This window comes from Micromonospora sp. NPDC049171 (assembly GCF_040648275.1).
In the GTDB taxonomy this organism is placed as follows: Bacteria; Actinomycetota; Actinomycetes; order Mycobacteriales; family Micromonosporaceae; genus Micromonospora.
This window is the reverse complement of record NZ_JBEZDJ010000021.1, coordinates 48065-73619: the sequence shown is the minus strand read 5'-3', so window position 1 is coordinate 73619 and position 25555 is coordinate 48065. Positions and strand designations below refer to the sequence as shown.

6 protein-coding genes are annotated in these 25555 nt (G+C 73.8%); 3 read left to right on the top strand and 3 right to left on the bottom strand.

What is annotated here, in order from left to right:
• Positions 1-138: 138 nt before the first annotated feature.
• Both AB0B14_RS25000 and AB0B14_RS24995 read right to left on the bottom strand, forming a co-directional pair.
• Positions 139-1323 carry an acyl-CoA dehydrogenase family protein gene (locus tag AB0B14_RS25000; protein ID WP_357524504.1) on the bottom strand — a complete coding sequence of 395 codons (1185 nt, stop codon included), beginning with the start codon at positions 1321-1323 and terminating at the stop codon, positions 139-141.
• 221 nt (positions 1324-1544) lie between these two features.
• The gene (locus AB0B14_RS24995) at positions 1545-2306 is read right to left on the bottom strand and encodes an SDR family oxidoreductase (RefSeq protein ID WP_357074548.1); all 762 of its coding nucleotides are present in this window, start codon (positions 2304-2306) and stop codon (positions 1545-1547) included.
• Positions 2307-2528: 222 nt separating this feature from the next.
• Here AB0B14_RS24995 and AB0B14_RS24990 point away from each other — a divergent pair, with 222 nt between their 5' ends.
• On the top strand, positions 2529-3788 hold the full coding sequence (locus AB0B14_RS24990) for a cytochrome P450 (protein ID WP_357074551.1): 1260 nt from the start codon (positions 2529-2531) through the stop codon (positions 3786-3788).
• Between the two features lie 67 nt (positions 3789-3855).
• On the opposite strand, the gene AB0B14_RS24985 is transcribed toward AB0B14_RS24990, so the two are convergent.
• Complete coding sequence (locus tag AB0B14_RS24985; RefSeq protein WP_357074553.1) at positions 3856-4251, bottom strand: nuclear transport factor 2 family protein; 396 nt, start codon at positions 4249-4251, stop codon at positions 3856-3858.
• A 179-nt stretch (positions 4252-4430) separates the two neighbouring features.
• Between AB0B14_RS24985 and AB0B14_RS24980 the strand changes: the two genes are divergently transcribed.
• Together AB0B14_RS24980 and AB0B14_RS24975 are read left to right on the top strand one after the other, a co-directional pair.
• Positions 4431-17387, top strand: a complete 12957-nt coding sequence (locus tag AB0B14_RS24980) for a type I polyketide synthase (RefSeq protein WP_357524502.1) — start codon at positions 4431-4433, stop codon at positions 17385-17387.
• A 27-nt stretch (positions 17388-17414) separates the two neighbouring features.
• Complete coding sequence (locus AB0B14_RS24975) at positions 17415-25541, top strand: type I polyketide synthase (RefSeq protein WP_357524500.1); 8127 nt, start codon at positions 17415-17417, stop codon at positions 25539-25541.
• Positions 25542-25555 lie beyond the last annotated feature (14 nt).

The following is a 25555-nucleotide window of genomic DNA, read 5'->3' as shown; positions in this document are numbered from 1 at the left end:
ACCGTCCGGCCCCCTCGCGCAGGACGGTGTGATCTCCCGGTTCGCCCGGGAAAAGTGGGTCCCGTGACATACGCCCGGCGCGGAACGTGGAGACGTTCCGCGCCCGGCGTGGCGGGACGGGGTGTAACGGCCGGCTCCTCAGAGCAGCGGCGTCTCCGGGTCCAGGCCGAGCAGAACGCGGCCGTGGACCTCAAGGCTGGAGTTGAGCAGGATCATGCCGTGCAGGGCCAGGCCCTGGATGTCGCGGTGGAACCGCTGGATCGGCACGGCCCGCTGGATGGCGGTCGCGCCGCTGGCGTTGAAGAGGATGGCGACCGCCTCCTTGGCCAGCTCGACCGCGTACGCGCTGTGGCCCCGGGTGGCCGCCTTCTCCTGCAGGGTGGGCAGCTCGCCCGCGTCGGCCCGGCGCTGCAGGGTCTCGTACACCCGGCCCATCAACGCCTCGGCGGCGGCGATCTTCGCGTCGGCGGTGGCCACCTGGATCTGGGTCAGCGGGTGCAGCTTCTGCTCGGTCCACGGGGTGTAGGTGATGCCCCGGCCGGGCAGCCGGTCCAGGAACGCGTCCAGGGCGCCGCGGGCCGCGCCGATCAGGGTCGCCACGCCCTGCGCGATGATGAAGCTGTAGAGCCCGTACTCGCGGCCGGTCGGCTGCCAGTCGGCGGGCAGCTCGGCAAGCGCGGCCTCGAAGGCCGCCGCGTCGCCGGGGATCACCCGGTGCGCCGGTACGAAGACGTTCTCGGCGGTGGAGGTGCAGCTACCGGTCGCCGCGACCGACGAGGTGTTCCAGTCGTCGGCGATGCTGAAATCGCTCATCGGCACCATCGCGATGGCGTCCTCGTACCGGCCGTCGGGGTGCTCGATCAGCGAGGTGGCGATGTTCCAGTGCGCGCCGCGGCAGCCGGAGTTGAACTTCCACGACCCGTTGAGCGTGTAGCCGCCGTCGGTCGCCGTCAGCACGCCGGAGGGCGTGAAGCCGCCGGAGATGCGCACCGAGGGCGTCGCGAAGACCTCTTTCTGGATCTCCTCCGGGAACAGCGTGGCCATCCACGCGCTGGAGACCCAGACGCTGGCGATCCAGCTCGTCGACACGTCGCCGCGGGCGATCTCGGACAGCACGGCGGCCTGCTCGGCCACCGAGAAGCCCAGGCCGCCGAGGTAGTCGGGAGTGGCCATCCGGAATACGCCGGCATCCTCGAGAAGACGCAGGTTCTCGTCGGGCAGCCAGCGTCGGTCCTCGGCTTCCAGGCCGTTTTCCCGCAACTGCGGAACCACTTTGCGTACGGCGCTCAGCACGGCCTCGACGCCATTTTCCCGAGTAGTCATTCCGTCTCCTTGTCGGCTCGACGCTGCACACGTCCGGAAGGAACGCAGGAATCGTGGCAGACAACAACGTGAACCTGGTCATGGCGGGGTAACCGCGGCTTCACGGCTAACGCGGTGAGTCGCCGGTTACCGGCCGGTGAGTGCCGTTGGGCGACAACGCGCAAAAGCGACGCTGCGCCAGGGTGAAGGCGCAGCGTCGCCTCGCAGCGACGGATTAGGGGTTACTGCTGGCGGTTGAGGCGCTGGCCGAGACCGCCGTCGACGTTGAGCTCGGCGCCCGTGGTGAAGGTGGCGTCGAAGGCGAGGAAGAGCACGGCGCGGGCGACCTCTTCGGAGGAGCCGTGCCGGCGCATCGGGGTGATGGTGTCGCCGACCTTCTCGAAGACGGCCAGCAGCTCGGGCGTGGCGCCGGTGATGCCCGCGGTCGGGGTGTGGATGAAGCCGGGGCTGAGGCTGTTGACCCGGATGTTGCGGGGCAGCAGCTCGGCGGCGATGACCTTGGTGAACGCGCGGACGGCGGCCTTGGAGCCGGCGTACGGGCCCATGCCGGGGTTGCCGGAGTCGTTGGCGACCGAGGTGGTGAAGATGATCGCGCCGCCGTCCTTGATCAGCGGTGCGAGGCGCTGGGCGGTGAAGAACGCGCCCTTGGCGTTGACGTTGAAGGTGTTGTCATACAGCTCTTCGGTGACGTGCCCGAACGGGCCGGGCTGGGCGAAGCCCGCGTTCACGAAGAGCAGGTCGATCTGGCCGAACTCCTTCTCCACGGTCTCGCCGAGCTGCTCGATGTCGGCGAGCACGGCGGTGTCCGAGCGCACCACGCGCGCGGCGTCGCCGAGCTCGGTCTGCGCGGCGGCGAGGTTCTTCTCGTTGCGGCCGGTGACCAGGACCTCGCCACCGCCGTCGATCAGTGCCTTCGCGGTAGCCAGACCCATGCCGATCGTGCCACCGGTGATCACTGCCTTCTTACCCGTGTAGCTGCTCAATGACTTGTCTCCAGCCAGCCCACGCCGAGGCGCACGCCATCGTTTCCGAAACCCGGTGTGCTGCCAGGCTTCCGCAGGGAATGTCGAGACACAAGTAGGGACTCGTATGTCCGTACTTACCTGGAAGTAAGTGTGGTGGATAGACCGGTGCGTGAGCGTTTGATGACGAGTCCGTGCCTACCGTGGCCGGTGACAATTCATCGCCAGGATTCGGGGTGTCCCATGGAAGCCGAAGCGAAGCAATCCCAATGCCCGTACGCCATCGATCCGGCCGGCTCGGACATTCACGGTGAGGCGGCCGCGCTGCGCGAGCGCGGCGAGGCCACCCGCATCGAACTGCCCGGTGAGGTCCCCGCGTGGTCGATCACCGGTCACGCGCTGATCAAGCGCCTGCTCACCGACGACCGGGTCTCCCGCGACGCGTACCGGCACTGGCCGGCCTGGGAGAACGGCGAGGGCGAGCTGGCGCGCTCCTGGCCGCTGGCCATCTGGGTCCAGGATCACAACATGATCACCGCGTACGGCGAGGAGCACACCCGGTTGCGCAAGCTGGTCGCCAAGGCCTTCACCGCCCGGCGTACCGCCGCGCTGCGGCCCCGGATCGAGGAGGTCACCGCGGCGCTGCTCGACGGAATGGCCACCGCCGGCCCGCACGACGTGGTCGACCTGCGGGCGAACTTCGCCTTCCCGCTGCCCACCCTGATCATCTCCGAACTGCTGGGCATTCCCGCCGGCATGCGCGACGACCTGCTGGAGCGGATGCAGGCGATCTTCCAGACCTCGGCCAGCGAGGAAGAGGCCCGCGCCAACGAGGCGGCCCTCTACGAGCTGGCCGTCGGGTTCATCGAACTGAAGCGGACCACGCCCGGCGACGATCTGGCCAGCGGCCTGGTCTCGGTCCGCGACGAGGGCGGCGTCGGCCTCACCGAGCGCGAGCTGATCGACACCATCTTCCTGATGTACACCGCCGGCCACGAGACCACCGTCAACCTGCTCGATCACGCGGCGGTCCTGCTGCTCACCCATCCCGAGCAGCTGGCGCTGGTCCGCAGCGGCGCCGCGACCTGGTCGGACGTGGTGGAGGAGACGCTGCGGGTGCAGTCCCCGCTGGGCAGCCTGCCGCTGCGCTTCGCCGTCGAGGACATCGACCTGGGTGACGTGACGATCGCCAAGGGCGACGCCATCCTCGTCAACTTCGCCGCCTCGGGCCGCGACCCGAAGGTCTTCGGCGACAACGCGTCCGTGTTCGACATCAGCCGCCCCGAGCGGGGCAGTCACATCTCGTTCGGCCACGGCGTGCACCACTGCGTGGGGGCGCCGCTGGCCCGGCTGGAGGCATCGGTGGCGCTGCCCGCGCTCTTCGAGCGTTTCCCGGACCTGCGGCTCGCCGAGCCGGTGGAGAAACTGCCGACGGTGGAGTCGTTCGTCTCCAACGGGCACGAGGTCGTCCCGGTGCGCCTCGGCGTACCGGCCGCCGTCTGACCGGCGCCCTTCGACGCGGAAGGTCCGCCCCGGGCACCCCCCGGGACGGACCTTCCGCGTCGTGCACTCAGTTCGCCGGGCTCTGCCCGAACGGGTTGTCGACGGCGAACCGCCACTGGCCGTCGGCGCCCAGGCGCAGCACGTCCAGGCCCACGCCCTCCAGCTGCTGTGCACCCTCCGGCGTCTCCACGTCGATCGCCCAGTCCACCACCAGCAACGCGGTGTCGCCGGTGACGTGCGACTCGCGCAGCGTCGCGCGCATCTGCGGCTTCTGGCTGATGAACTCCGCGAGCGAGTCGCGCCGGGCCTGACCGGTCTGCGGGTTGCCCGGCTCCCAGACCGAGATCGCGTCCTCCGTGTACATCGCGTTGATCGTGTCGACGTCTCCCGAGTTGAACGCCTCGACGTATCGCTCCCCGTGCTCGCGCGCGGCGTCGACCAGCTGCTCGTGTGTGACGGTCATGGCGTGCTCCCTCCGTTTGGTGTCCGAAGTCATCGGTGGCCGACGCTAACCGGGCGCGGTCGTTGCCGACCCCACCGCCGGGCAACGGAGCACTCATCCACTTTGGGTTACCACATCATTACCGCCTGCTGAGGAAGGGCCGGAAGGGTGGGAGATCCCCAGGTCCACCCGGAAGGCGGATGATGAACGAGATCGCAGTCGTCGGTATGGCGTGCCGGCTGCCCGGCGCCTCCGAGCCCGGTGCGTTCTGGGAGTTGCTCGCCGCCGGTGGCAGCGGCCTGCGCACCGGCGCCGACGGCACGCGGGCGGGCCGCCTCGACGGCACCGGCGATTTCGACGCCGCGTTCTTCGGCATCTCGCCCCGCGAAGCGGCCGCCGTCGACCCGCAGCAGCGCCTGCTGCTCGAACTGGCCTGGGAGGGCCTCGAGGACGCCGGCATCATCCCGGCCACCCTCGCCGGCAGCCGCACCGCCGTCTACGTCGGCGCGCTGCGCGACGACTACGCCCACCTGGTGCGCCGGCACGGCGAGCAGGCCGTCACCCAGCACTCGATGACCGGGCTCAGCCGCGGAATCATCGCCAACAGGGTCTCCTACTTCCTTGACCTGCGCGGACCCAGCCTCACCGTGGACGCCGCGCAGGCCTCCTCACTGGTCGCCGTGCACTTGGCCGGCGAGAGCCTGCGCACCGGCGAGGCCGACCTCGCCCTCGCCGCCGGGATCAACCTGGCGCTGCTCGGCGACCACGTCACCGAACGGCGCTTCGGCGCGCTCTCCCCGGATGGCGAGAGCTACGCCTTCGACGCCCGGGCCAACGGCTTCGCCCCCGGCGAGGGCGCCGCGCTGGTCGTGCTCAAGCCCCTGACGAAGGCGCGGGCCGACGGCGACCGCGTCTACGGCGTCATCCGGGGCAGCGCCGTCAACCACGGCGGCGCGGCGCCGGCGCTGACCGTCCCCCGTGCCGACGCGCAGGCCGACCTGCTGCGCGCGGCGTACCGCCGGGCCGGCACCGACCCGCACCAGGTGCAGTACGTCGAGGCGCACGGCACCGGAACCCGGCTCGGCGACCCGATCGAGGCCCAGGCGCTTGGTGCCGCCCTGGGCGTCGGGCGCCCCGCCGCGCAGGCGCTGCGGATCGGCTCGGCGAAGACCAACGTCGGCCACCTGGAGGCCGCGGCCGGCGTCGTCGGACTGCTCAAGGTCCTGCTCGCGCTCTCCCACCGAGAGCTGCCGGCCAGCCGCAACTTCAGCGTGCCGAACCCCGACATCCCGTTCGCCGAGCTCGGCCTCGAAGTCCAGCAGCGACGCGGCCCGTGGCCGGACCCGACCCGACCGCTGGTCGGCGGCGTCAGCTCGTTCGGCATGGGCGGCGTCAACTGCCACGTCGTCCTGGCCGAGGCGCCCGCGACCCCCGAGCAGCCCGAGGGCCCGGTCCCGCCGGTGCTGCCCTGGGTGGTCACCGCGCGCGAGGACGCGCTGCGCGCGCAGGCGGCCCGGCTGCGTGACTGGCTGAACCGGGACGACCCGGCGCCACCCGCGGACGTCGCCCGGGCGCTCGCCGGCACCCGTACGGTCTTCGACCACCGCGCGGTCATCCTCGACGCCGACCCGGCCGCTCTCGACGCGGCGGCTGCCGGCCGCCCAGCGCCGAATCTGATCACCGGAGCCGTCGCGCCCGGACCCGTGGCGGCGGTCTTCAGCGGCCAGGGCAGCCAGCGCGCCGGCATGGGACGGCAGCTGTACGCGGCGTTCCCGCGCTTCGCCGAGGCATTCGACGAGATCGCCACCCACCTGGACCGGTTGCTGCCCCGGCCGCTGACCGACGTGATCGTCTCCGGGGACGGCCTCGACGACACCGGATTCACCCAGCCGGCGCTGTTCGCCGTCGAGGTCGCCCTCTACCGACTCGCCGAGTCCTGGGGAGTGCGCTTCGATCACGTGACCGGACACTCCATCGGCGAGATCGCCGCCGCGCACGTCGCCGGCGTGTTCACCCTGGCCGACGCAGCGACCCTGGTCACCGCCCGGGGGCGGCTCATGCAGGCCCTGCCGGCCGGCGGCGCGATGGTCGCCGTCGAGGCCACCGAGGACGAGGTGCGCCCGCGCCTGACCGCCGGCGTGGACCTCGCGGCGATCAACGGGCCGGCCGCCGTGGTCATCTCCGGCCCGGAACCGGCCGTCCTGGAACTCGCCGAGGCGTTCCGGGCCGCCGGGCACCGCACCCGCCGTCTGAGCGTCAGCCACGCCTTCCACTCGGCGCTGATGGAGCCGATGCTCCAGGAGTTCCACGCCGTCGTGGCCGGGCTGGATCCGCGCCCGCCCCGGATTTCGTTGATCTCCACCGTTCACGGGCGGGCGTTGCGCGACGACGAGGCCACCGACCCCGGCTACTGGAGCACGCAGGTTCGCCGGCCGGTGCGCTTCCACGACGCGATCCGGGCGCTGGCGGCCGAGCACGTCGCTACCTACCTGGAGCTGGGCCCGGACGGGGTGTGCAGTGCGCTGATCGCGGCGGCCCTGCCCGAGGCGGGCGGCGCGTCCGCCGTACCGCTGCTGCGGGCGAACCGGAACGAACCACGGACCTTCACCACCGCGATTGCCCAGGCGTTCGTGCGGGGCGTGCCGGTGGACTGGGCGGCCGCCTGCGGCCCCGGCCCGCGAGCCGAGCTCCCGCCGTACGCGTTCCAGCGACGCCGGCACTGGTTCGACACCGTGAGCACCGCGCCGGTCGAAGCCGCGCCGCGGCACCCGGCGACCACCGACCTGGCGTCCCTGGTCCACGAGCACGCCGCAGCCGTGCTCGGCATCGCGCCGGGACAGCGGCTCGATCCGAACGCCACCTTCCGCGACCTCGGCTTCGACTCGCTGATGGGCGTCGAGCTGCGCGACGCCCTGGCCGCCGCGACCGGACGGTCGCTGCCCGCGGCACTGATCTACGACCGGCCGACCATCGGCGACCTGGTGACCCACCTGGCCGAAGCCGGCGCCGACTCCGGTGGCACGGCGGCTGCGTTGGCCGGGGGCACCGGCGCCGACTCCGGTGGCACGGCGGCCGTGACGGCCGAGGGGACCGGCGACGACGGTGCCGTCGCCATCATCGGCATGGCCTGCCGCTACCCGGGCGGCGTCGCCTCCCCCGAGGACCTGTGGCGGCTGGTCGCCGACGGCGTTGACGCGGTCGGCGCGTTCCCGACCGACCGCGGCTGGGACGCCCACCTGCACGACCCCGACCCCGACCGGCCCGGCCGCAGCTACGTCGACCAGGGCGGCTTCCTCTACGACGCGGCGCTGTTCGACGCCGACTTCTTCGGCATCTCACCGCGGGAAGCGCTCGCCATGGACCCGCAGCAGCGGCTGCTGCTGGAGACCGCGTGGGAGGCGGCCGAACGCGCCGGGCTCGACCCGCGCTCGCTGCGCGGGACCCGTACCGGCGTGTACGTCGGCGGCACCCACCTCGACTACGGACCGCGCATGCACACCGCCGGCTCGGAGGTCGACGGGCACGTGCTGACCGGCACCACCGCCAGCGTGATGTCCGGGCGCATCGCCTACCAGCTGGGCCTGCACGGCCCGGCGGTCACGGTGGACACCGCTTGCTCGTCGTCGCTGGTCGCGCTGCACCTGGCGGTGCGTTCGGTACGGTCCGGCGAATCCACCCTCGCCTTCGCGGGCGGCGTCGCGGTGATGTCCGGCCCCGGCATGTTCGTCGAGTTCTCCCGGCAGCGGGGACTGGCGCCCGACGGCCGCAGCAAGTCGTTCGCCGCGGCCGCCGACGGCACCTCGTGGGCCGAGGGTGCCGGCCTGCTGCTCATCGAGCGGCTCGCCGACGCGCGCCGCCACGGTCACCGGGTCCTCGCCGTGATCCGGGGCAGCGCGGTCAACTCCGACGGCGCGTCCAACGGCCTGACCGCCCCCAGCGGCCCGGCCCAGGAGCGGGTGATCCGCGACGCGCTCACCGACGGCCGCCTGGACGCGACCGCTGTCGACGCCGTGGAGGCGCACGGCACCGGCACCCGCCTCGGCGACCCGATCGAGGCAGACGCGCTGCGGGCCACGTACGGGCAGGCCGGCCATCCGGTGTGGCTCGGCTCGCTGAAGTCGAACATCGGCCACACCCAGGCGGCCGCCGGTGTCGGCGGAGTCATCAAGATGGTGCAGGCGATGCGGCACCAGCGCCTGCCGCGAACCCTGCACGTGGACCGGCCCACCGACCATGTCGACTGGAACGCCGGCGGGGTTCGCCTGCTGACCGGGGACCGGGAATGGCCGCGCGGCGACCGGCCACGTCGCGCCGCAGTGTCGTCGTTCGGGGTCAGCGGCACCAACGCGCACGTCGTCCTCGAGGAGGGCGACGATCCGGGGCCGGGCGCTCCCGCGCCGGCCGGTCCGTACCCGCTTGCCTGGGCCGTCTCCGGGCGCACCGGTGCCGCCCTGACCGAGCAGGCCCGCCGCCTGCACGAGCGGCTGAGCGCCGCGCCGGAGACCGACCCGACCGCGGTCGCGCGGACGCTCGCCACCGGACGGACCGCCTTCGAACGGCGCGCCGTCGTCCTCGGCACCGACCTCGAGGCCCTGCTCGGCGGGCTTGCGGCCGTGGCCGCGGGAAGCGCGCATCCGGACGTCGTCACCGGCGAGGCGCGGGTGTCCGCGCCGACGGCGCTGCTCTGCACCGGGCAGGGCGCGCAGTACCCCGGCATGAGCCGCGAGCTGTACGAGGCCGACCCGGTCTTCGCGGCCGCCTTCGACGAGGTGTGCGACGCCTTCGCACCGCATCTGGACCGGCCGCTGCGCGAGGTCGTGCACGCCGGGGTGGACATCGACCGGACGGATTGGACCCAGCCCGCCCTGTTCGCCGTCGAGGTCGCCGTGGCCCGGCTGCTGGAGCACCACGGGCTGCGGGCCGGCCTGCTCGCCGGGCACTCGATCGGTGAGCTGGCCGCCGCGTACCTGGCCGGGGTGTACTCGCTGCCCGACGCGGCCCGCCTGGTCACCGCCCGCGGCCGTGCCATGCGCGACGCCCGCGCGGGTGGTGCCATGGCGGCCATCGAGGCTGGTGCCGCCGAGGTCGAGCCGGAACTGAGCGCCGAGGTGAGCCTCGCGGCCGTCAACGCCCCCGACGCCGTGGTGGTCTCCGGCGACGTCGACGCGGTGACCGCGCTGGCCGAGCGCTGGGCCGCGCGCGGCCGCCGCACCCGGACGCTGATCGTCAGCCACGCCTTCCACTCGGCGCACATGGACGGGGCGCTGGACGAGTTCCGGACCGTCGCCGAGCAGGTCACCTACCACCGGCCCCGGCTGCCGCTGATCTCCACGGTCACCGGGCGGCTCGCCGGGGAGGAGATCGCCACGGCGGAGTACTGGACCCGGCAGATCCGCGAGACGGTCCGCTTCGCCGACGCGGTGACCGCGCTCGTCGAGGCCGGTGCCGGGCTGCTGGTCGAAGTGGGTCCGGACGCGGTGCTCGCACCGCTCGCCGCGCGGACGCTGCCGCCGGACGTGACGGCGATCGCGGCGCTGCGTCGCGGGCACTCCGACACCCGGTCGGTGGCCGGGGCGCTGTCCCGGGCGCACGTCCACGGCGTACCGGTCGATCTCGACCTGCTCGCCCCCGGTGACGCGCGCGCCGATCTGCCCACCTACCCGTTCCAGCGGGAACGCTTCTGGCTGGCGCCGCAGGGTGGCGGCGACGTGCGCACCCTCGGCCTGATGCCCGCCGGGCATCCGCTGCTGGGCGCCCGCACCAGCATCGCCGGACGGGACGAGGTCGTGCTGTCCGGCCGGCTGTCGACGGACGAGCAGCCGTGGCTGGCCGACCACGTCGTCGGATCGGGGGCGCTGCTGCCCGCGGCGGCCTTCGCCGAGCTGGTACTGAGCGCCGGACTGACGTGTGGCGCCCCGCGCGTCGCGGAGCTGACGCTGGAGGCACCGCTGCGGCTGGACGCGCCGGTGCGCGTGCAGATCACCGTCGCCGCCCCGGCCGGCGACGGCAGCCGCGCGTTCACCGTGCACGCCGCGGCGGACACCGGCGGGGAGCAGTGGAGCCGGCATGCCACCGGCCTGCTCACCCCGGCCGTGCCGGAGCGGGCCGGACCGGCCGGGGCGTGGCCGCCGCCGGGCTCGACCGCGGTACCGATCGCCGACGTCTACGCCCGCCTCGCCGACGCCGGTTACCACTACGGTCCGGCCTTTCGCGGGCTGCGCGGTCTCTGGCACAACAGCGACGGTGTCTACGCCGAGGTCGGCCTGCCGGACGGGCTGCGCGACACCGCCGCCGGCTACGGCCTGCACCCGGTGCTGCTCGACTCGGCGCTGCACGCCCTGGTCTGGCAGCTCCTGTCCCGGCGAACCGGCGACGCGGACACCATCGACCTGCCGTTCGTGATCGCCGGTCTGCAGGTCGCGCGGCACGGCGCGGCCACGGCGCGGGTCCGGCTCACCCCGGCGGGGACGGACGCGGCCGGGTTGCGGCTCGTGGCCGCCGACGGGTCGCCGGTGGCCACGGTCGACGCCGTCACCGTACGACCGGTGACCGCCACCGACGCTCGCCTGCACACCATCGACTGGGTCGAGGTCAGCGCCGGGACCTCGCCGCCGATCCTGACCGTCGTGCCCATCGACGCGCCCGGTGAGCTGCCCGGACAGGCACACACCACGGCCCTCGACCTGGCCCGGCTGATCCGCGGGCGGCTGCCCGGCGACGAGCGGCTCGCCGTCGTCACCCGCAACGCCGTGCAGGTGTTGCCCGGCGAGGACGTCACCGGTCTCGGTGCCGCCACGGCGTGGGGCCTGGTGCGCTCGGTGCAGAGCGAGCATCCCGGCCGGGTCGTGCTGGTCGACCTGGACGAGGCGGCCGACGACCTCCAGCTGCGCCGGGCCCTGACCACCGGCGAACCGCAGGTCGCCGTCCGGGGCGGAAAGCTGCTCGCGCCCCGGCTCGTCCCGGCGGCGCCGGCCGGCGCCGTGAGCGGGCGGCTCGACCCGGCGGGGACGGTGCTCATCGTCGGCGGCACCGCCGGGCTCGGCGCCCGGTTCGCGCGCCATCTGGTCGCCGAGTACGGCGTACGCCACCTGCTGCTGCTCAGCCGCCGCGGCTCGGACACCCCCGGGCTGCCCGAGCTGGTCACCGAACTCGCCGCCCACGGTGTCCGGGTACGCGCGGTCGCGGCCGACGCGGCGGACCGTACCCAACTCGCCCGCGTGCTGGACGAGATCCCCGCCGAGCACCCCCTGACCGGTGTCCTGCACACCGCCGGCGTGCTCGCCGACGCGACCGTCGCCACCCTCACCGACGAGCAGATCACCACCGTGCTGCGTCCGAAGATCGACGCGGCCTGGCACCTGCACGAGCTCACCCGGGACCGTCCACCGGCGCTGTTCGTGCTCTTCTCCTCGGTCTCCGGCCTGGTCGGCACACCCGGGCAGGCCAACTACGCGGCCGCGAACACCTTCCTGGACGCGCTCGCCGCCCACCGGCGTGCCGCCGGGATGCCGGCGCTGTCGCTGGCCTGGGGGCTGTGGGACGGCACCGCCGGGATGGGCGCCGGCCTCGGCGAGGACGACCTCGCCCGCTGGCGCCGGGCCGGCTTCGCCCCGCTCGGCGCCGCCGACGGTCTCGCCCTGTTCGATGCCGCGATCAGCGCCGACGCGGCCCTGATCGCGCCGGCCCGATACCAACCGCGACCCGTCGCGCAGGTTGCCGTCTCGCTCGACGATGACCGGGTCGTGGAATTCGACGAGGACCGGACGCTGGAGCTGGTGCGTGCGGCCACCGCCACCGTCCTGGGACACCGCGGCACCGACCGGGTCGACCCGCGGCGGGCATTCCGTGAACTCGGCCTGGACTCCCTGGGCGGCGTGGAGCTGCGTAACCAGCTCGGCGCCGCGACCGGACTGCGCCTGCCGGCCACCGTGGTCTTCGACCACCCCACCCCGGAGGCGCTCGCGGCCCATCTGAGCGCCCAGTTCGGTGCTGGCGCCGACGAGAGCGCGCCGGTCGTTCCGGCGGTCGCGAAGGTCTCCGACGAGCCGGTCGCGATCGTGGGGATGGCCTGCCGGTTTCCGGGTGGGGTGGGCTCGCCGGAAGAGTTGTGGCGGCTGGTGACCGAGGAGATCGACGCGGTCGGGGAGTTTCCGGTCAACCGGGGTTGGGATGTGGAGTCGTTGTACGATCCGGATCCGGACCACGCGGGGACGTCGATCACGAGGCAGGGCGGTTTCCTGTACGACGCCGACCGCTTCGACGCCGAGTTCTTCGGCATGTCCCCCCGCGAGGCCACCGCCACCGACCCGCAGCAACGGCTGCTGCTGGAGACGACCTGGGCGCTGTTCGAGGACGCCGGGATCGACCCGGCGACGCTGCGCGGCTCGAACACCGGCGTCTTCACCGGCGCCATGTACGACGACTACGCGGCCGGCCGCCGCAGCGCCCCACCGGAGTTCGAAGGCTTCCTGCTCACCGGAAACCTCTCCAGCGTCGTGTCCGGGCGGGTGGCGTACACCTTTGGTTTTGAGGGCCCGGCGGTGACGGTTGATACGGCGTGTTCGTCGTCGTTGGTGGCTTTGCATTTCGGCGTTTCGGCGTTGGGGCGTGGTGAGTGTGATCTGGCGGTGGTCGGTGGGGTGACGGTCATGTCGTCGCCGAACACGTTTGTGGAGTTTTCCCGGCAGCGTGGTCTGGCGGTCGATGGGCGGTGTCGTTCTTTCGCTGATGGTGCGGGGGGTACGGGTTGGGCCGAGGGTGTGGGGTTGTTGTTGGTTCAGCGGTTGTCGGATGCGGTTGCTACTGGTCGTCGGGTTTTGGCTGTGGTTCGTGGTTCGGCGGTGAATCAGGATGGCGCGTCTAACGGATTGACGGCACCGAGTGCTCCTGCGCAGGAGCGGGTGATTGGTCGGGCGTTGGCGGCTGCTGGTTTGTCGGTGGCGGATGTTGATGTGGTGGAGGGTCATGGGACGGGGACTCGGCTTGGTGATCCGATTGAGGTCGGGGCGTTGCAAGCGACTTATGGTCGTTCGCGCGATGGGGTGTGGCTGGGTTCGTTGAAGTCGAACATTGGTCATGCGCAGGCGGCGGCGGGCGTCGGTGGTGTGATCAAGATGGTTCAGGCGATGCGGTACGGGGTGATGCCGCGTTCGTTGCACAGCGAGACGCCGTCGTCGGAGGTTGACTGGGATGCCGGTGGGGTGCGCTTGTTGTCGCGGGCCCGGTCGTGGCCTGTCGAGGACCGTCCGCGGCGGGCGGCGGTGTCGTCGTTTGGAATCAGCGGCACGAACGCGCATGTCATTTTGGAGCAGGGTCCGGTGGTCGAGCCGGTCGCGCGGCGGCGGTCGCCGGTTGTGCCGTGGGTGTTCTCGGCTCGTGATGAACCGGGGTTGCGGCGTCAGCTGGCCCGGTTGAGCGAGCACCTGACCCGGTATCCGGATACGGACCCCGTCGACGTCGGCTACACCCTCGCCACCCGGCCCCTGCTGGAGTACCGGGCCGCCGTCGTCGGTGACGACCCCCTCGCCGGGCTCGACGCGCTGGCCACCGGCACGCCGCACCCGGCGGTGCTGCCCGCGCGTGCCGTCCGCGACACCGGCGCCCGCACCGCGTTCCTGTTCACCGGGCAGGGCAGCCAGCGTCTCGACATGGGCCGCGAGCTGCACGAGACCAGTTCCGAATTCGCCCGCGCCTTCGACGAGATCTGCGACCTGCTCGACCCGCACCTGCCCCGGCCGATGCGCCAGGTCCTGTGGGCCGAGCCCGGCTCTGCCGACTCGGCCCTGCTGGATCAGACCGCGTATACGCAGGCCGCGCTCTTCGCCGTTGAGGTCGCCCTCTACCGGTTGGTCGAGCACCACGGCGTACGCCCGGACTACCTGCTCGGCCACTCCATAGGCGAGGTGAGCGCCGCCCATGTCGCCGGTCTGTGGGACCTGCCCGGCGCCTGCGCGGTCGTGGCCGCCCGCGGCCGGCTCATGCAGGCTGCCCGTGAAGGCGGCGTGATGATCGCCGCCCGCGCCAGTGAGGAGCAGGTCCGCGCCGACGTGCGCCGCCTCGGACTGGACGAGGCGCTCGCGGTCGCCGCGGTCAACGGCCCGCAGGCCACCGTCGTCTCCGGCGACGCTCCGGCGGCCGACCGCCTCGCCGCGTGGTGGGACGAGCAGGGCGTCGCCCGCCGGCTGCTGACGGTCAGCCACGCGTTCCACTCCCCGCACATGGACGTCGTGCTGGACGACTTCCTCGCCGCGCTGGCGAAGGTGGACTTCCACCAGCCGCGCATCCCGATCGTCTCCAACCTGACCGGGGAACTCGCCGACCCGGACGAGCTGCGCGAGCCGGGCTACTGGGTCCGGCACATCCGCGAGACGGTGCGCTTTTTCGACGGCGTACGCCAGCTCGACGCCCTCGGCGTCGGCCGCTACCTGGAGATCGGCCCGGGTGGGACCCTGGCCGCCCTGGTCCAGCAGTGCCTGCCGGCGGGCCGGGACGCCACCTGTGCCGCGCTGCTGCCGCCCGGCCGGCCCGAGCCGCACGGGATCGCCGCCGGGCTCACCCAGCTGCGCCTGCACGGCGCGACCTGGGACCCGGCTGCGGTGTTCCCCGGCGGGCGACACACCGACCTGCCGACGTACAGCTTCAAGGCCGACCGCTACTGGCTCCCGGCGCCGCCCGCCGACACCGACGGCGGGTTCGGCCACCCGCTGCTGCACACCGGCACCGAGCTGGCCGGCCGGCACGGCATGGTCTTCACCGGCAGCGCCGCCGCGACCGGTTGGCTCGCCGATCACCGGGTCGGCGACGCGGTCCTGATCCCCGGCACCGCCGTGCTGGAGATGCTGCTGCGCGCCGGCCGCGAGACCGGCTGCCCGAGAGTCGCCGACCTGACCGTCACCGCGCCCCTGGTGGTACCGGACGACGGCACGCTGCGGTTGCAGGTGCTGATCGCCGCGCCGGACGATCGTGGGAACCGCGCCGCCGAGGTGCACGCCCGCGCCGGCGAGCAGGACGAATGGGCCTCGCACGCGACGGCGACGCTCGCCCCGGGCGAGGACGACGAACCCGCCGTCGACGCGATCGAGTGGCCGCCGGCCGCCACCGAGGTCGACTTGGCCGGCGCCTACGAGCGGCTCGCCGGACACGGCTACCGGTACGGGCCGGCGTTCCAGGGCCTGCGTCGGGTGTGGACCGCCGGTGACGACCTGTACGCCGAGGTCGAGCAAGAGGACGACGCCGGGTTTCTGCTGCACCCCGCCCTGCTCGACGCCGGCCTGCATGCCCTGCTCCCCGGGGTCGCGGCCGACGACCGGCCGGCCGTCGTGCCGTTCAGCTGGGCGGGCGTGCGGCTGTACCGGACCGGAGCCCGCAAGCTGCGCGTACGGTTGACCCGTACCGGCCCGGACACCGTCGCGGTCGCCGCCGCCGACGAGTTCGGTACGCCCGTGCTGCGTGCCGAGGCGCTGAGCCTGCGGCCCCTGGCCGGCGCGATGCCGCACGACCCGCTGCTGACGGTCTCCTGGGTTCCCGCCGCCTCCGAGCCCGGCACCACGGTGGACGTGTACGAGGTCACCGGCACCGACCCCGGCGACGTCGTCCGCGACACGCTGCACCGGGTACGGCGGTGGCTGGCCGATGAGAGCACTGCCGAGCGCCGCCTCGCCGTGGTCACCCGCCGGGCGGCCGGTCCCGTCCACGCCGGGGTGTGGGGGCTCATCCGCACGGCCCAGACCGAGCACCCGGGCCGGTTCGTCCTGCTCGACGTCGACCACGACGACCCCGTGTCGCCGCCCGCGCTGCCCACGACGGAGCAGCAGTTCGCCGTACGTGACGGACAACTCCTCGTGCCCCGGCTGGTCCGGGCCACCGGCACACCGGGCGCGGCGCCCGACTGGGCGGCCGGAACCGTGCTGCTCACCGGCGCGACCGGCACGCTCGGCCGGATCCTGGCCCGCCACCTGGTCACCCGGCACGGCGCCCGCGACCTGTTGCTGCTCAGCCGCCGCGGCGAGACCGCACCGGGCGCCGCCGAACTGCGCGACGAGCTGACCGCCGCCGGCGCGCGGGTGACCTTCGCCGCGTGCGACGTCACCGACCGCGCCGCCCTGGCCGCCGTCCTGGCCGTCCACCCGGTGCGGGCCGTCGTGCACGCCGCCGGCGTGGTGGCCGACGGCGTGCTGACCGGGCTGACCGACGAGCAGGTCAACCGCGTCCTCGCCGCCAAGATCGACGCCGCCCGGAACCTGCACGAGCTGACCCGTGAGCGCGAGTTGGAGGCGTTCGTCCTCTACTCCTCGGTCGCCGGGCTCTTCGGCACCGCCGGGCAGGCCGCCTACGCGGCCGGCAACACGTACCTGGACGCCCTCGCCGCCGCCCGCCACGCCGCCGGACTGCCCGGCACCTCCCTCGCCTGGGGGCTGTGGGCGCAGACCAGCGAACTGAGCGGGCACCTCGGCGACGCCGACCGGCAACGCCTCGCCCGCCTCGGCCTACGCCCGGTCGCCACGGAAGCGGCGATGGTGATGTTCGACGCGGCGACCGCCGGCACCGAGCCGCTGTACGCGCTCACCGGCCTCGACCTGGCCGCCGTCCGCGCCACCGGTGCCGTTCCACCGCTGCTGCGCGCGCTCATGCCGGCCGCCAGCTCCCACCCGGCCGGGACCGGCGAACCGGCCGCTGCTCGGCTCGGCGCGCTGCCCGCAGCCGAACGCCGTCCCGCCCTGCTGCGCCTGGTCCGCGGGCAGGCTGCCGCCGTGCTGGGCTACGCCGATCAGCAGGCCCTGGCCGAGGACCGGGTGTTGCAGGAGTTCGGCCTGGACTCGCTGACCGCGGTTGAGCTGCGCAACCGGATCGGTGCCGCGATCGGCACGCAACTGCCGGCCGGGGTGGTCTTCGACCATCCGAGCGTCGGCGCCCTCGCCGCCTACCTCGACCGGATCGTCGCTCCGGACCCGCGGGCCGCCGCGCGGGCGCTGCTGGCCGATCTGGACCGGATCGGCGAGAACCTGGCGGCGGCGGTCGAGGTGGGGGACGCCGCCGATCTCGCCGAACGGCTCCACGCCCTGCTCAAGATCGTCCAACCCGGTGCCGGACCGGCCGGTGCCGACCTGGCGGCCGCCAGCGACGAAGAACTGTTCGCGCTCGTCGACGAGTCCGAGTGATCGCCGACCTGGAAAGTGGGTGGCCCCATGGCTGACGAAGAGAAGCTTCGCGAATACCTCAAGCGTGCGATCGCCGATGCGCGCGACGTACGCCAGCGTCTGCAACAGCTGCAGGACAGCCAGCAGGAGCCGATCGCCGTGGTCGGCATGGCCTGCCGCTATCCGGGCGGGGTGCGCACCCCCGAGCAGCTGTGGCGCCTGGTCGCCGACGGCGTCGACGCGGTCGGCGGGTTCCCGGACAATCGGGGCTGGGACCTGCGGCGGCTCTACCACCCCGACCCCGACCACGTGGGCACCTCCATCACCCGCGAGGGCGGCTTCCTGCACGACGCCGACCTGTTCGACGTGGACTTCTTCGGGATGTCGCCGCGCGAGGCCCTCGCCACCGACCCGCAGCAGCGGCTGCTGCTGGAGACGGCGTGGGAGACGTTCGAGGACGCCGGGGTCGCCCCGGCGACGCTGCGGGGCACTGCCACCGGCGTGTTCGCCGGCGCCATGTACAGCGACTACGGCACCCGGCCCGGCCTGCCGCCGGACGAGTTCCAGGGCTACCTGTTCAGTGGCAGCGCCGGCAGCATCGCCGCCGGGCGGCTCGCCTACACGTACGGGCTGGAGGGCCCCGCCGTCGCCGTCGACACCGCCTGCTCGTCGTCGCTGGTCGCGCTGCACCTTGCCGCCTCCGCGTTGCGCCGCGGCGAGTGCGACCTGGCCCTGGCCGGCGGCGTGACCGTCATGTCGACCCCGGTCGCGTTCATCGAGTTCTCCCGGCTTCGCGGCCTGTCCACCGACGGCCGGTGCCGCTCGTACTCCGCCGCGGCCGACGGCACCGGCTGGGCCGAAGGCGTCGGCCTGCTGCTGGTGCAGCGGCTGTCCGATGCGATCCGCGACGGCCGCCGGGTGCTGGCCGTGCTCCGCGGCACCGCGGTCAACGCCGACGGCGCCTCCAACGGCCTGACCGCCCCGAACGGCCCCGCCCAGGAGCGCGTCATCCGCCGCGCCCTGGACGCGGCGGGCCTGCGCCCGGCCGACGTCGACGTGGTCGAGGGACACGGGACCGGCACCCGGCTCGGCGACCCGATCGAGGTCGAGGCGCTGCAAGCCACCTACGGCCAGGCCGGGCGGCCGGTCTGGCTCGGCTCGCTCAAGTCCAACATCGGGCACTCCCAGGCCGCCGCCGGGGTCGGCGGGGTCATCAAAATGGTGCAGGCCATGCGGTACGGCGTCATGCCGCGCACCCTGCACGCCGACGAGCCGACCCCGCACGTCGCCTGGGACAGTGGCGGTGTCACGCTGCTGCGCGAGGCCCGGGACTGGCCCGCGACCGACGGGGTGCGCCGCGCGGCGGTCTCGTCGTTCGGCTTCGGTGGCACCAACGCGCACGTCGTCCTCGAACACACCGTGCCGCAGCCGGTCACCCCGCCACCCGCTCCGCCGGTGGTGCCGTGGCTGATCTCCGCGCACGACGCGGCCGGACTGCGCGCGCAGGCCGAGCAGCTGGCCGGGTTCGCCCAGGCCCACCCCGAGGCCAGTGTCGCCGACATCGGCCGTACTCTCGCCGCTCGTCCCGCTCTGCCGACCCGCGCGGTGATCACCGCGACCAGCCGGGGGGAGCTGCGCGCCGCGCTCGCGGCCGCCGAACCGGCCCCGGCCGCCGCCGGTGGCGCGCTCGCCGTCATGTTCACCGGGCAGGGCGCGCAGCGGGCCGGAATGGGCAGCGAACTTCGCGCGGCCTTCCCGGTCTTCCGGGACGCGTACGACGCGGCCTGCGCGGAGCTGGACCGCTGGCTGCCGCGCCCGGTACGCCCGGTCATCGAGTCCGGCGACGGGCTGGAACAGACCGGCTTCACCCAGCCGGCGCTGTTCGCCTTCGAGGTCGCACTGTTCCGACTGCTCGCCTCCTGGGGGCTGCGTCCGGACTTCGTCGTGGGCCACTCGATCGGCGAACTCGCCGCCGCCCACGTCGCGGGCGTGCTCACGCTGCCCGACGCGGCCCGGCTCGTCGTCGCCCGCGGCACCCTGATGCAGGCCCTGCCACCGGGCGGCGTGATGGTCGCGATCCAGGCCAGCGAGGACGAGCTGCGCCCGACGCTGCCCGACGGCGTCGACGTCGCCGCGATCAACGCCGACGACGCGGTGGTGATCTCCGGTGCTGAGGGGGCCGCCGCCCGGGTGGAGGCGCTGTGGCGCGGCCGCGGCCGGCGCACCCGCCGCCTGACGGTCTCGCACGCCTTCCACTCGGCCCGGATGGACCCGATGCTGGACGCCCTGCGCGAGCAGGCGAACACCTTGACGTACGCCGTACCGAAGCTCGCCGCCGTCTCCACGGTCAGCGGCGCCCCGGTCCGCGACGAATGGCAGCGACCCGGCTACTGGTCCGGGCAGGTCCGCGCCACCGTCCGGTTCGCCGACGCCGTACGCAAGCTGCGCGAACTCGGCGTGACCACCTTCGTCGAGATCGGACCGACCGCGGTGCTGTCCGCCCTGGTCGACGGCGCGGTCCCGGCCTGCCGCGCCGACCGCCCCGAGGTCCCGGCCGTCGTCGGCGCGCTGACCGACCTGTGGAAACGTGGCGTGCCGGTCGACTTTTCCAGCTACTTCCCGGGCGGCACCGGCCCGCACGTCGACCTGCCCCGGTACGCGTTCGCCCGCCAGCGCTACTGGCTCAGCCCGCGTACCGCCGTCCCGGACGCCGCCGCGCTGGGACAGTCCGCGACCGGGCACCCGCTGCTGGGCGCCGCCGTCCGCCCGGCCGGCGCCGGCGACCTGCTGCTGACCGGGCACCTCGACACCGACACCCAGCCCTGGCTCGCCGACCACACGCTGAACGGTCAGGTGATCGTCCCGGGCACGGCGCTGCTGGAAATGGCGCGGCGTGCCGCCGACGAGGCCGGCGCCACCGGCATCGCGGAGCTCACCCTGCTCACACCGCTGACGGTGCCACCGCGGGCCGGCGTCGACGTGCAGGTGGCGGTCCGCGCCGCCGACCAGCGCGTCGACATCCACGCCGCCACCGACGGCACCTGGTACCCGGTGGCCACCGGGCAGCTCACCGAGACGCCGGCCGAACCCGTCGAGTACCTGCGCGAGTGGCCGCCCGCCGGCGCCACCGAGCTGGACCTGACCGGCACCTACGAGCGGCTTCGCGACTACGGCTACGGCTACGGCCCGCGCCTGCGCGGCCTGCGGCGGCTGTGGCATCGCGACGACGAGCTGTTCGCCGAGGTGAGTGGCGTCGACTCGGGCGACTTCGCCCTGCACCCGGCACTGCTCGACGCCGCCCTGCACGCGCTGCTGCCCGGTGTGGCCGGGGAGGCGCCAGCCCGGATGCCGTTCAGCTGGGCCGGCGTACGCTTCCGGCCCGGCGCGACGACCACCGCGCGGGTCCGGCTCACCCCGGCGGGCGCCGACACGTACGCCCTGCTCGTCGCCGACAGCGCGGGCACCCCGCTGGCCGGGGTCGACGCCGTCGCGCTGCGCCCGCTGTCCACCTCCGGCGCCCCGGCGCCGGCGGCCGACCTGCTGCCCCTGCGTTGGCGCCCGGCAGCCGCCGGGAATCCGCGACCCGGCACGAGCTGGGCGACGCTGCACGCCCCGTCCGACCTGGCCGCGTTGGCCGCCGAACCGCCGGACGTCGTGCTCGCCCCCGTGCCCGGCCCACCGCCGGACGGCGACCTGCCCGCCGCCGTGCGCGCCGCCACCGCGCACGTGCTCACCCTGGTCCGCGACTGGCTCGCCGAGGACCGGTTCACCGCCACCCGGTTGGTCGTGCTGACCCGCGGTGCGGTCGCCACCGCACCCGGCGAAGCACCCTCGCTGATCCACGCCGCCGTCTGGGGCCTGCTGCGCTCGGCGCAGAGCGAGCACCCGGACCGGATCACGCTCGTGGACGCCGACGTGCCCGGCACCCCGGAGTTGCTGGCGGCCGCCGTCGCGGCCGGCGAACCACAGCTCGCGATCCGCGATGGCGTGTTCTTCGTCCCGCGCCTGGTCCCGGCCGTCCCGGTCGCCCCGGCCGGCACCGCGCCGCGCTTCGACGGGACCATCCTGATCACCGGCGGCGGCGGGACGCTCGCCCGCGCGCTGGCCCGCCACCTGGTGCACCAGCACGGTGCCCGGGATCTGCTGCTGCTCAGCCGCCGCGGCGAGACGCCGCCCGGCGCCGAGTTACGCGACGAGCTCGCCGCCGCCGGCGCGCGGGTCACCTTCGCCGCCTGCGACGTGACCGACCGCGCCGCCCTCGAAGCGGTCCTGGCTGACCATCCGGTACGTGCCGTCGTGCACACCGCCGGGATCACCGACGACGGCGTGCTGACCGCCCTCGACCCGGCCCGCCTCGACCGGACGCTGCGACCCAAGATCGACGGTGCGTGGCACCTGCACGAGCTCACCCGGGACCTGTCCGCGTTCGTGCTGTACTCCTCCCTCGCCGGCCTGGTGGGCACACCGGGGCAGGCCAACTACGCGGCCGGCAACACCTTCCTGGACGCGCTCGCCGCGCACCGGCGGGCCGCCGGGCTGCCCGCCGTCTCCCTGGCCTGGGGGCTGTGGGAGGCCGACAGCGTGCTGACCGGACACCTGTCCGCGACCGACCGCGGCCGCCTGACCCGGCTCGGCCTGCGGCCGCTGTCCACCGCAGCCGGGCTGGCCCTGTTCGACCAGGCCATCGCCGGCACCGAACCGGTGTACGCGGCGACCCGCCTGGACCGGTCCGCGCTGGACGCCGCCGACGCCTCGCCGCTGCTGCGGGAGCTGGTGCCGCGTCGCCGTCGCCCGGCGGCACCGCCGAAGCCGAACCGGGCTACCTCCGACCTGGTCCGCGCCACGCTCGCCGCCGTGCTCGGCCACGCCGACCCCACGGCCATCCCGACCGACCGTCCGTTGCAGGAACTCGGGCTCGACTCGCTGACCGCGGTCGAGCTGCGCAACCAGCTCGGCGCCGCGACCGGGCTGCGCCTGCCCGCCACGCTCGCCTTCGACCACCCCACCGTCGAGCGGCTGACCGCGTACCTGTCCGCCCAACTCGGCGGCGACCCGGCCGAGGCGCCGTCCGCCGAGCGGATGCGCGCCGAGGCGGACGAGCCAATCGCGATCGTGGGAATGGCCTGCCGGTTTCCGGGTGGGGTGGGCTCGCCGGAGCAGTTGTGGCGGCTGGTGGCCGAGGAGGTCGACGCGGTCGGGGAGTTCCCGGCCAACCGCGGCTGGGACCTGGAGTCGCTGTACGACCCGGACCCGGCCCACCCGGGCACGTCGATCACGAGGCACGGCGGTTTCCTGTACGACGCCGACCGCTTCGACGCCGACTTCTTCCGCCTGTCGCCGAAGGAGGCCCTCGCCACCGACCCGCAGCAACGGCTCGTGCTGGAGACGACCTGGGAGCTGTTCGAGGACGCCGGCGTCGACCCGGCGACCCTGCGCGGCTCCAACACCGGCGTGTTCACCGGCGCGATGTACAGCGACTACGGCGCACGGGTCCGCGAGGTGCCCCCGGAGTTGGAGGGCTACCTCGCCGGCGGCAGCGCGAGCAGCGTCGTGTCGGGGCGGGTGGCGTACACGTTCGGTCTCGAGGGTCCGGCGGTGACGGTCGACACCGCGTGTTCGTCGTCTTTGGTGGCCCTGCACTGGGCGGTGTCCGCTCTGCAGCGCGGTGAGTGTGATCTGGCGGTTACGGGTGGGGTGACGGTGATGTCGTCGCCGAACACGTTTGTGGAGTTCTCTCGGCAGCGCGGCTTGGCAGTGGATGGCCGGTGCCGTTCCTATGCCGATGACGCGCAGGGTACTGGCTGGTCCGAGGGTGTCGGGTTGCTGTTGGTCCAGCGGTTGTCGGACGCGGTCGCTTCCGGTCGTCAGATCCTCGCTGTGGTGCGTGGTTCGGCCGTGAATCAGGATGGCGCGTCGAACGGGCTGACCGCGCCGAGTGGCCCTGCGCAGGAGCGGGTGATCGGCCAGGCTCTGGCGACCGCTGGCCTGACGGTGACGGATGTTGACGTGGTGGAGGGTCATGGCACGGGTACCCGGCTCGGCGATCCGATTGAGGTTCAGGCGTTGCAGGCGACCTACGGTCGTTCCGGGCGTCCGGTCTGGTTGGGTTCGCTGAAGTCGAACATCGGCCACGCGCAGGCGGCGGCGGGGGTCGGTGGTGTGATCAAAATGGTTCAGGCGATGCGGTACGGGGTGATGCCGCGTTCGTTGCACAGCGAGACGCCGTCGTCGGAGATTGACTGGGATGCCTCGGGAGTGCGTCTGTTGTCGCAGGCCCAGTCGTGGCCTGTCGAGGACCGTCCACGGCGTGCGGCGGTGTCGTCGTTCGGGATCAGCGGCACGAACGCGCACGTCATCCTGGAACAGGGCCCGACAACCGGGCCGACTGCGAAGCAGACACCGCCGGTCCTGCCGTCGGTGCTCTCCGCCCGCGACGAGCCGGCGCTGCGGCGCCAGCTCGCCCGGCTGCGCGAGCACCTGACCCAGCACCCCGGCACGGACCTCGCCGACGTCGGCTACACCCTCGCCACCCGCGCGGCGCTCCCGGTCCGCACGGTCGTGATCGGCAGCGATGTCGAGCACGCCGTGCCCGTCACCGCCGGCACCGGTGGCCTTGCGATCCTCTTCACCGGGCAGGGCGCGCAGCGGGTCGGCATGGGCGCCGGGTTGCGGTCCGCTTTCCCGATCTTCCGGACGACCTACAACGAGATCTGCGACATCTTCGACCGCCTGCTGCCCACCTCGCTGAGCGCCGCCATCGACAGCGGCGCCGGACTCGACGAGACGGGACTGACCCAACCCGCCCTGTTCGCGTTCGAGGTTGCCCAGTTCCGCCTGCTGGAGTCCTGGGGCGTACGGCCGGACGCGCTCGCCGGGCACTCGATCGGCGAACTGGTCGCCGCGCACGTCGCCGGCGTGCTGTCGTTGCCGGACGCCTGCGTGCTGGTGGCCGCCCGCAGCGGACTCATGCAGGCGCTGCCCGCGGGCGGGGCGATGGCCGCCGTGCAGGCCACCGAGGCCGAGATCGGCGACGAGATCGACATCGCCGCCGTCAACGCCGACGACTCGGTGGTGATCTCCGGCGACGAGCAGATCGTGGCGGCGGTGGTGGCCCGGTGGGCGGGTCGGGGCCGGCGCACCCGGCGGCTCACCGTGTCGCACGCGTTCCACTCGGTCCGGATGGAGCCCATGCAGCCGGAGTTCCGCAAACAGGCCGAGATGGTCGACTACGCCGGACTGACGATCCCGGCGGTGTCGACGGTGACCGGCAACGCCGTGCAGGACGAGTGGAGCGACCCGGACTACTGGACCCGGCAGATCCGGGCCACCGTCCGGTTCTCCGACGCCGTACGCACCCTGCGCGACCAGGGCATCGGTGTGTTCCTCGAGGTCGGGCCGGACGCGGCGCTCTCGGCGTTGGTCGACGGCGCGGTGCCGGCCGGCCGCCGCGACCGCGACGAGGTGACGACGCTGCTCGACGCGCTGGCGACGGTGTGGTCACGTGGCGCGGCCGTGGACTGGTCCGCCTACTTCGCCGGCAGCGGCGCCACCCACATCGACCTGCCCCGGTACGCGTTCGACCACGACCGTGCCTACTGGCTGGCCACCGGCACCGCCCGTACCCCGGAACCTCAGTCGGCGCCCACCGAGCCGGCCCCGACGCTCGCCACCACCCTGGCCGGGCTGGATCACGCGGACCGCGAGCGGGCCGTGCGTGACCTGGTGCTGCGCCACAGCGCCGAGGCGCTCGGCCACACCGGCGACACGGCCATCCCGGCCGACCGACCGTTCCAGGAGACCGGCATGGACTCGATGACCGCCGTCCAGTTGCGCGACCGGCTCCGCGCCGCCACCGGCCTGGAACTGGCCGCCACGGTCGTCTTCGAGCAACCGACCCCGGCCGCGCTCGCCGCGCACCTGCTCACCCTGCTGCCCGCCGGCGTGCCTGACGCTGACCTGCCGAGCCTGCTCGACCAGCTCGAAGCGGCCCTGACCGGCCGGACACCCGGCGACCCGGCGCTGGCCCCGGCCGGTGCCCGGCTGCGGGCCGTCCTGGACCGGCTCACCGGCGCCCCCGCGGCCAGCGGACCCGACCCGAGCGCCCGGATCGCCGATGCCAGCACCGACGAGATCTTCCACCTGATCGACACCGAGCTCGGCCGCCGAGCCGGCTGACCCGAGGACGGGAC

Excerpts from the sequence above, each read along its gene's own strand:
- AB0B14_RS24985 (WP_357074553.1), bottom strand. The coding sequence starts at position 4,251 with ATGACCGTCACACACGAGCAGCTGGTCGACGCCGCGCGCGAGCACGGG.
- AB0B14_RS24980 (WP_357524502.1), top strand. The coding sequence starts at position 4,431 with ATGATGAACGAGATCGCAGTCGTCGGTATGGCGTGCCGGCTGCCCGGC.
- AB0B14_RS24975 (WP_357524500.1), top strand. The coding sequence starts at position 17,415 with ATGGCTGACGAAGAGAAGCTTCGCGAATACCTCAAGCGTGCGATCGCC.
- AB0B14_RS25000 (WP_357524504.1), bottom strand. The coding sequence starts at position 1,323 with ATGACTACTCGGGAAAATGGCGTCGAGGCCGTGCTGAGCGCCGTACGC.
- AB0B14_RS24990 (WP_357074551.1), top strand. The coding sequence starts at position 2,529 with ATGGAAGCCGAAGCGAAGCAATCCCAATGCCCGTACGCCATCGATCCG.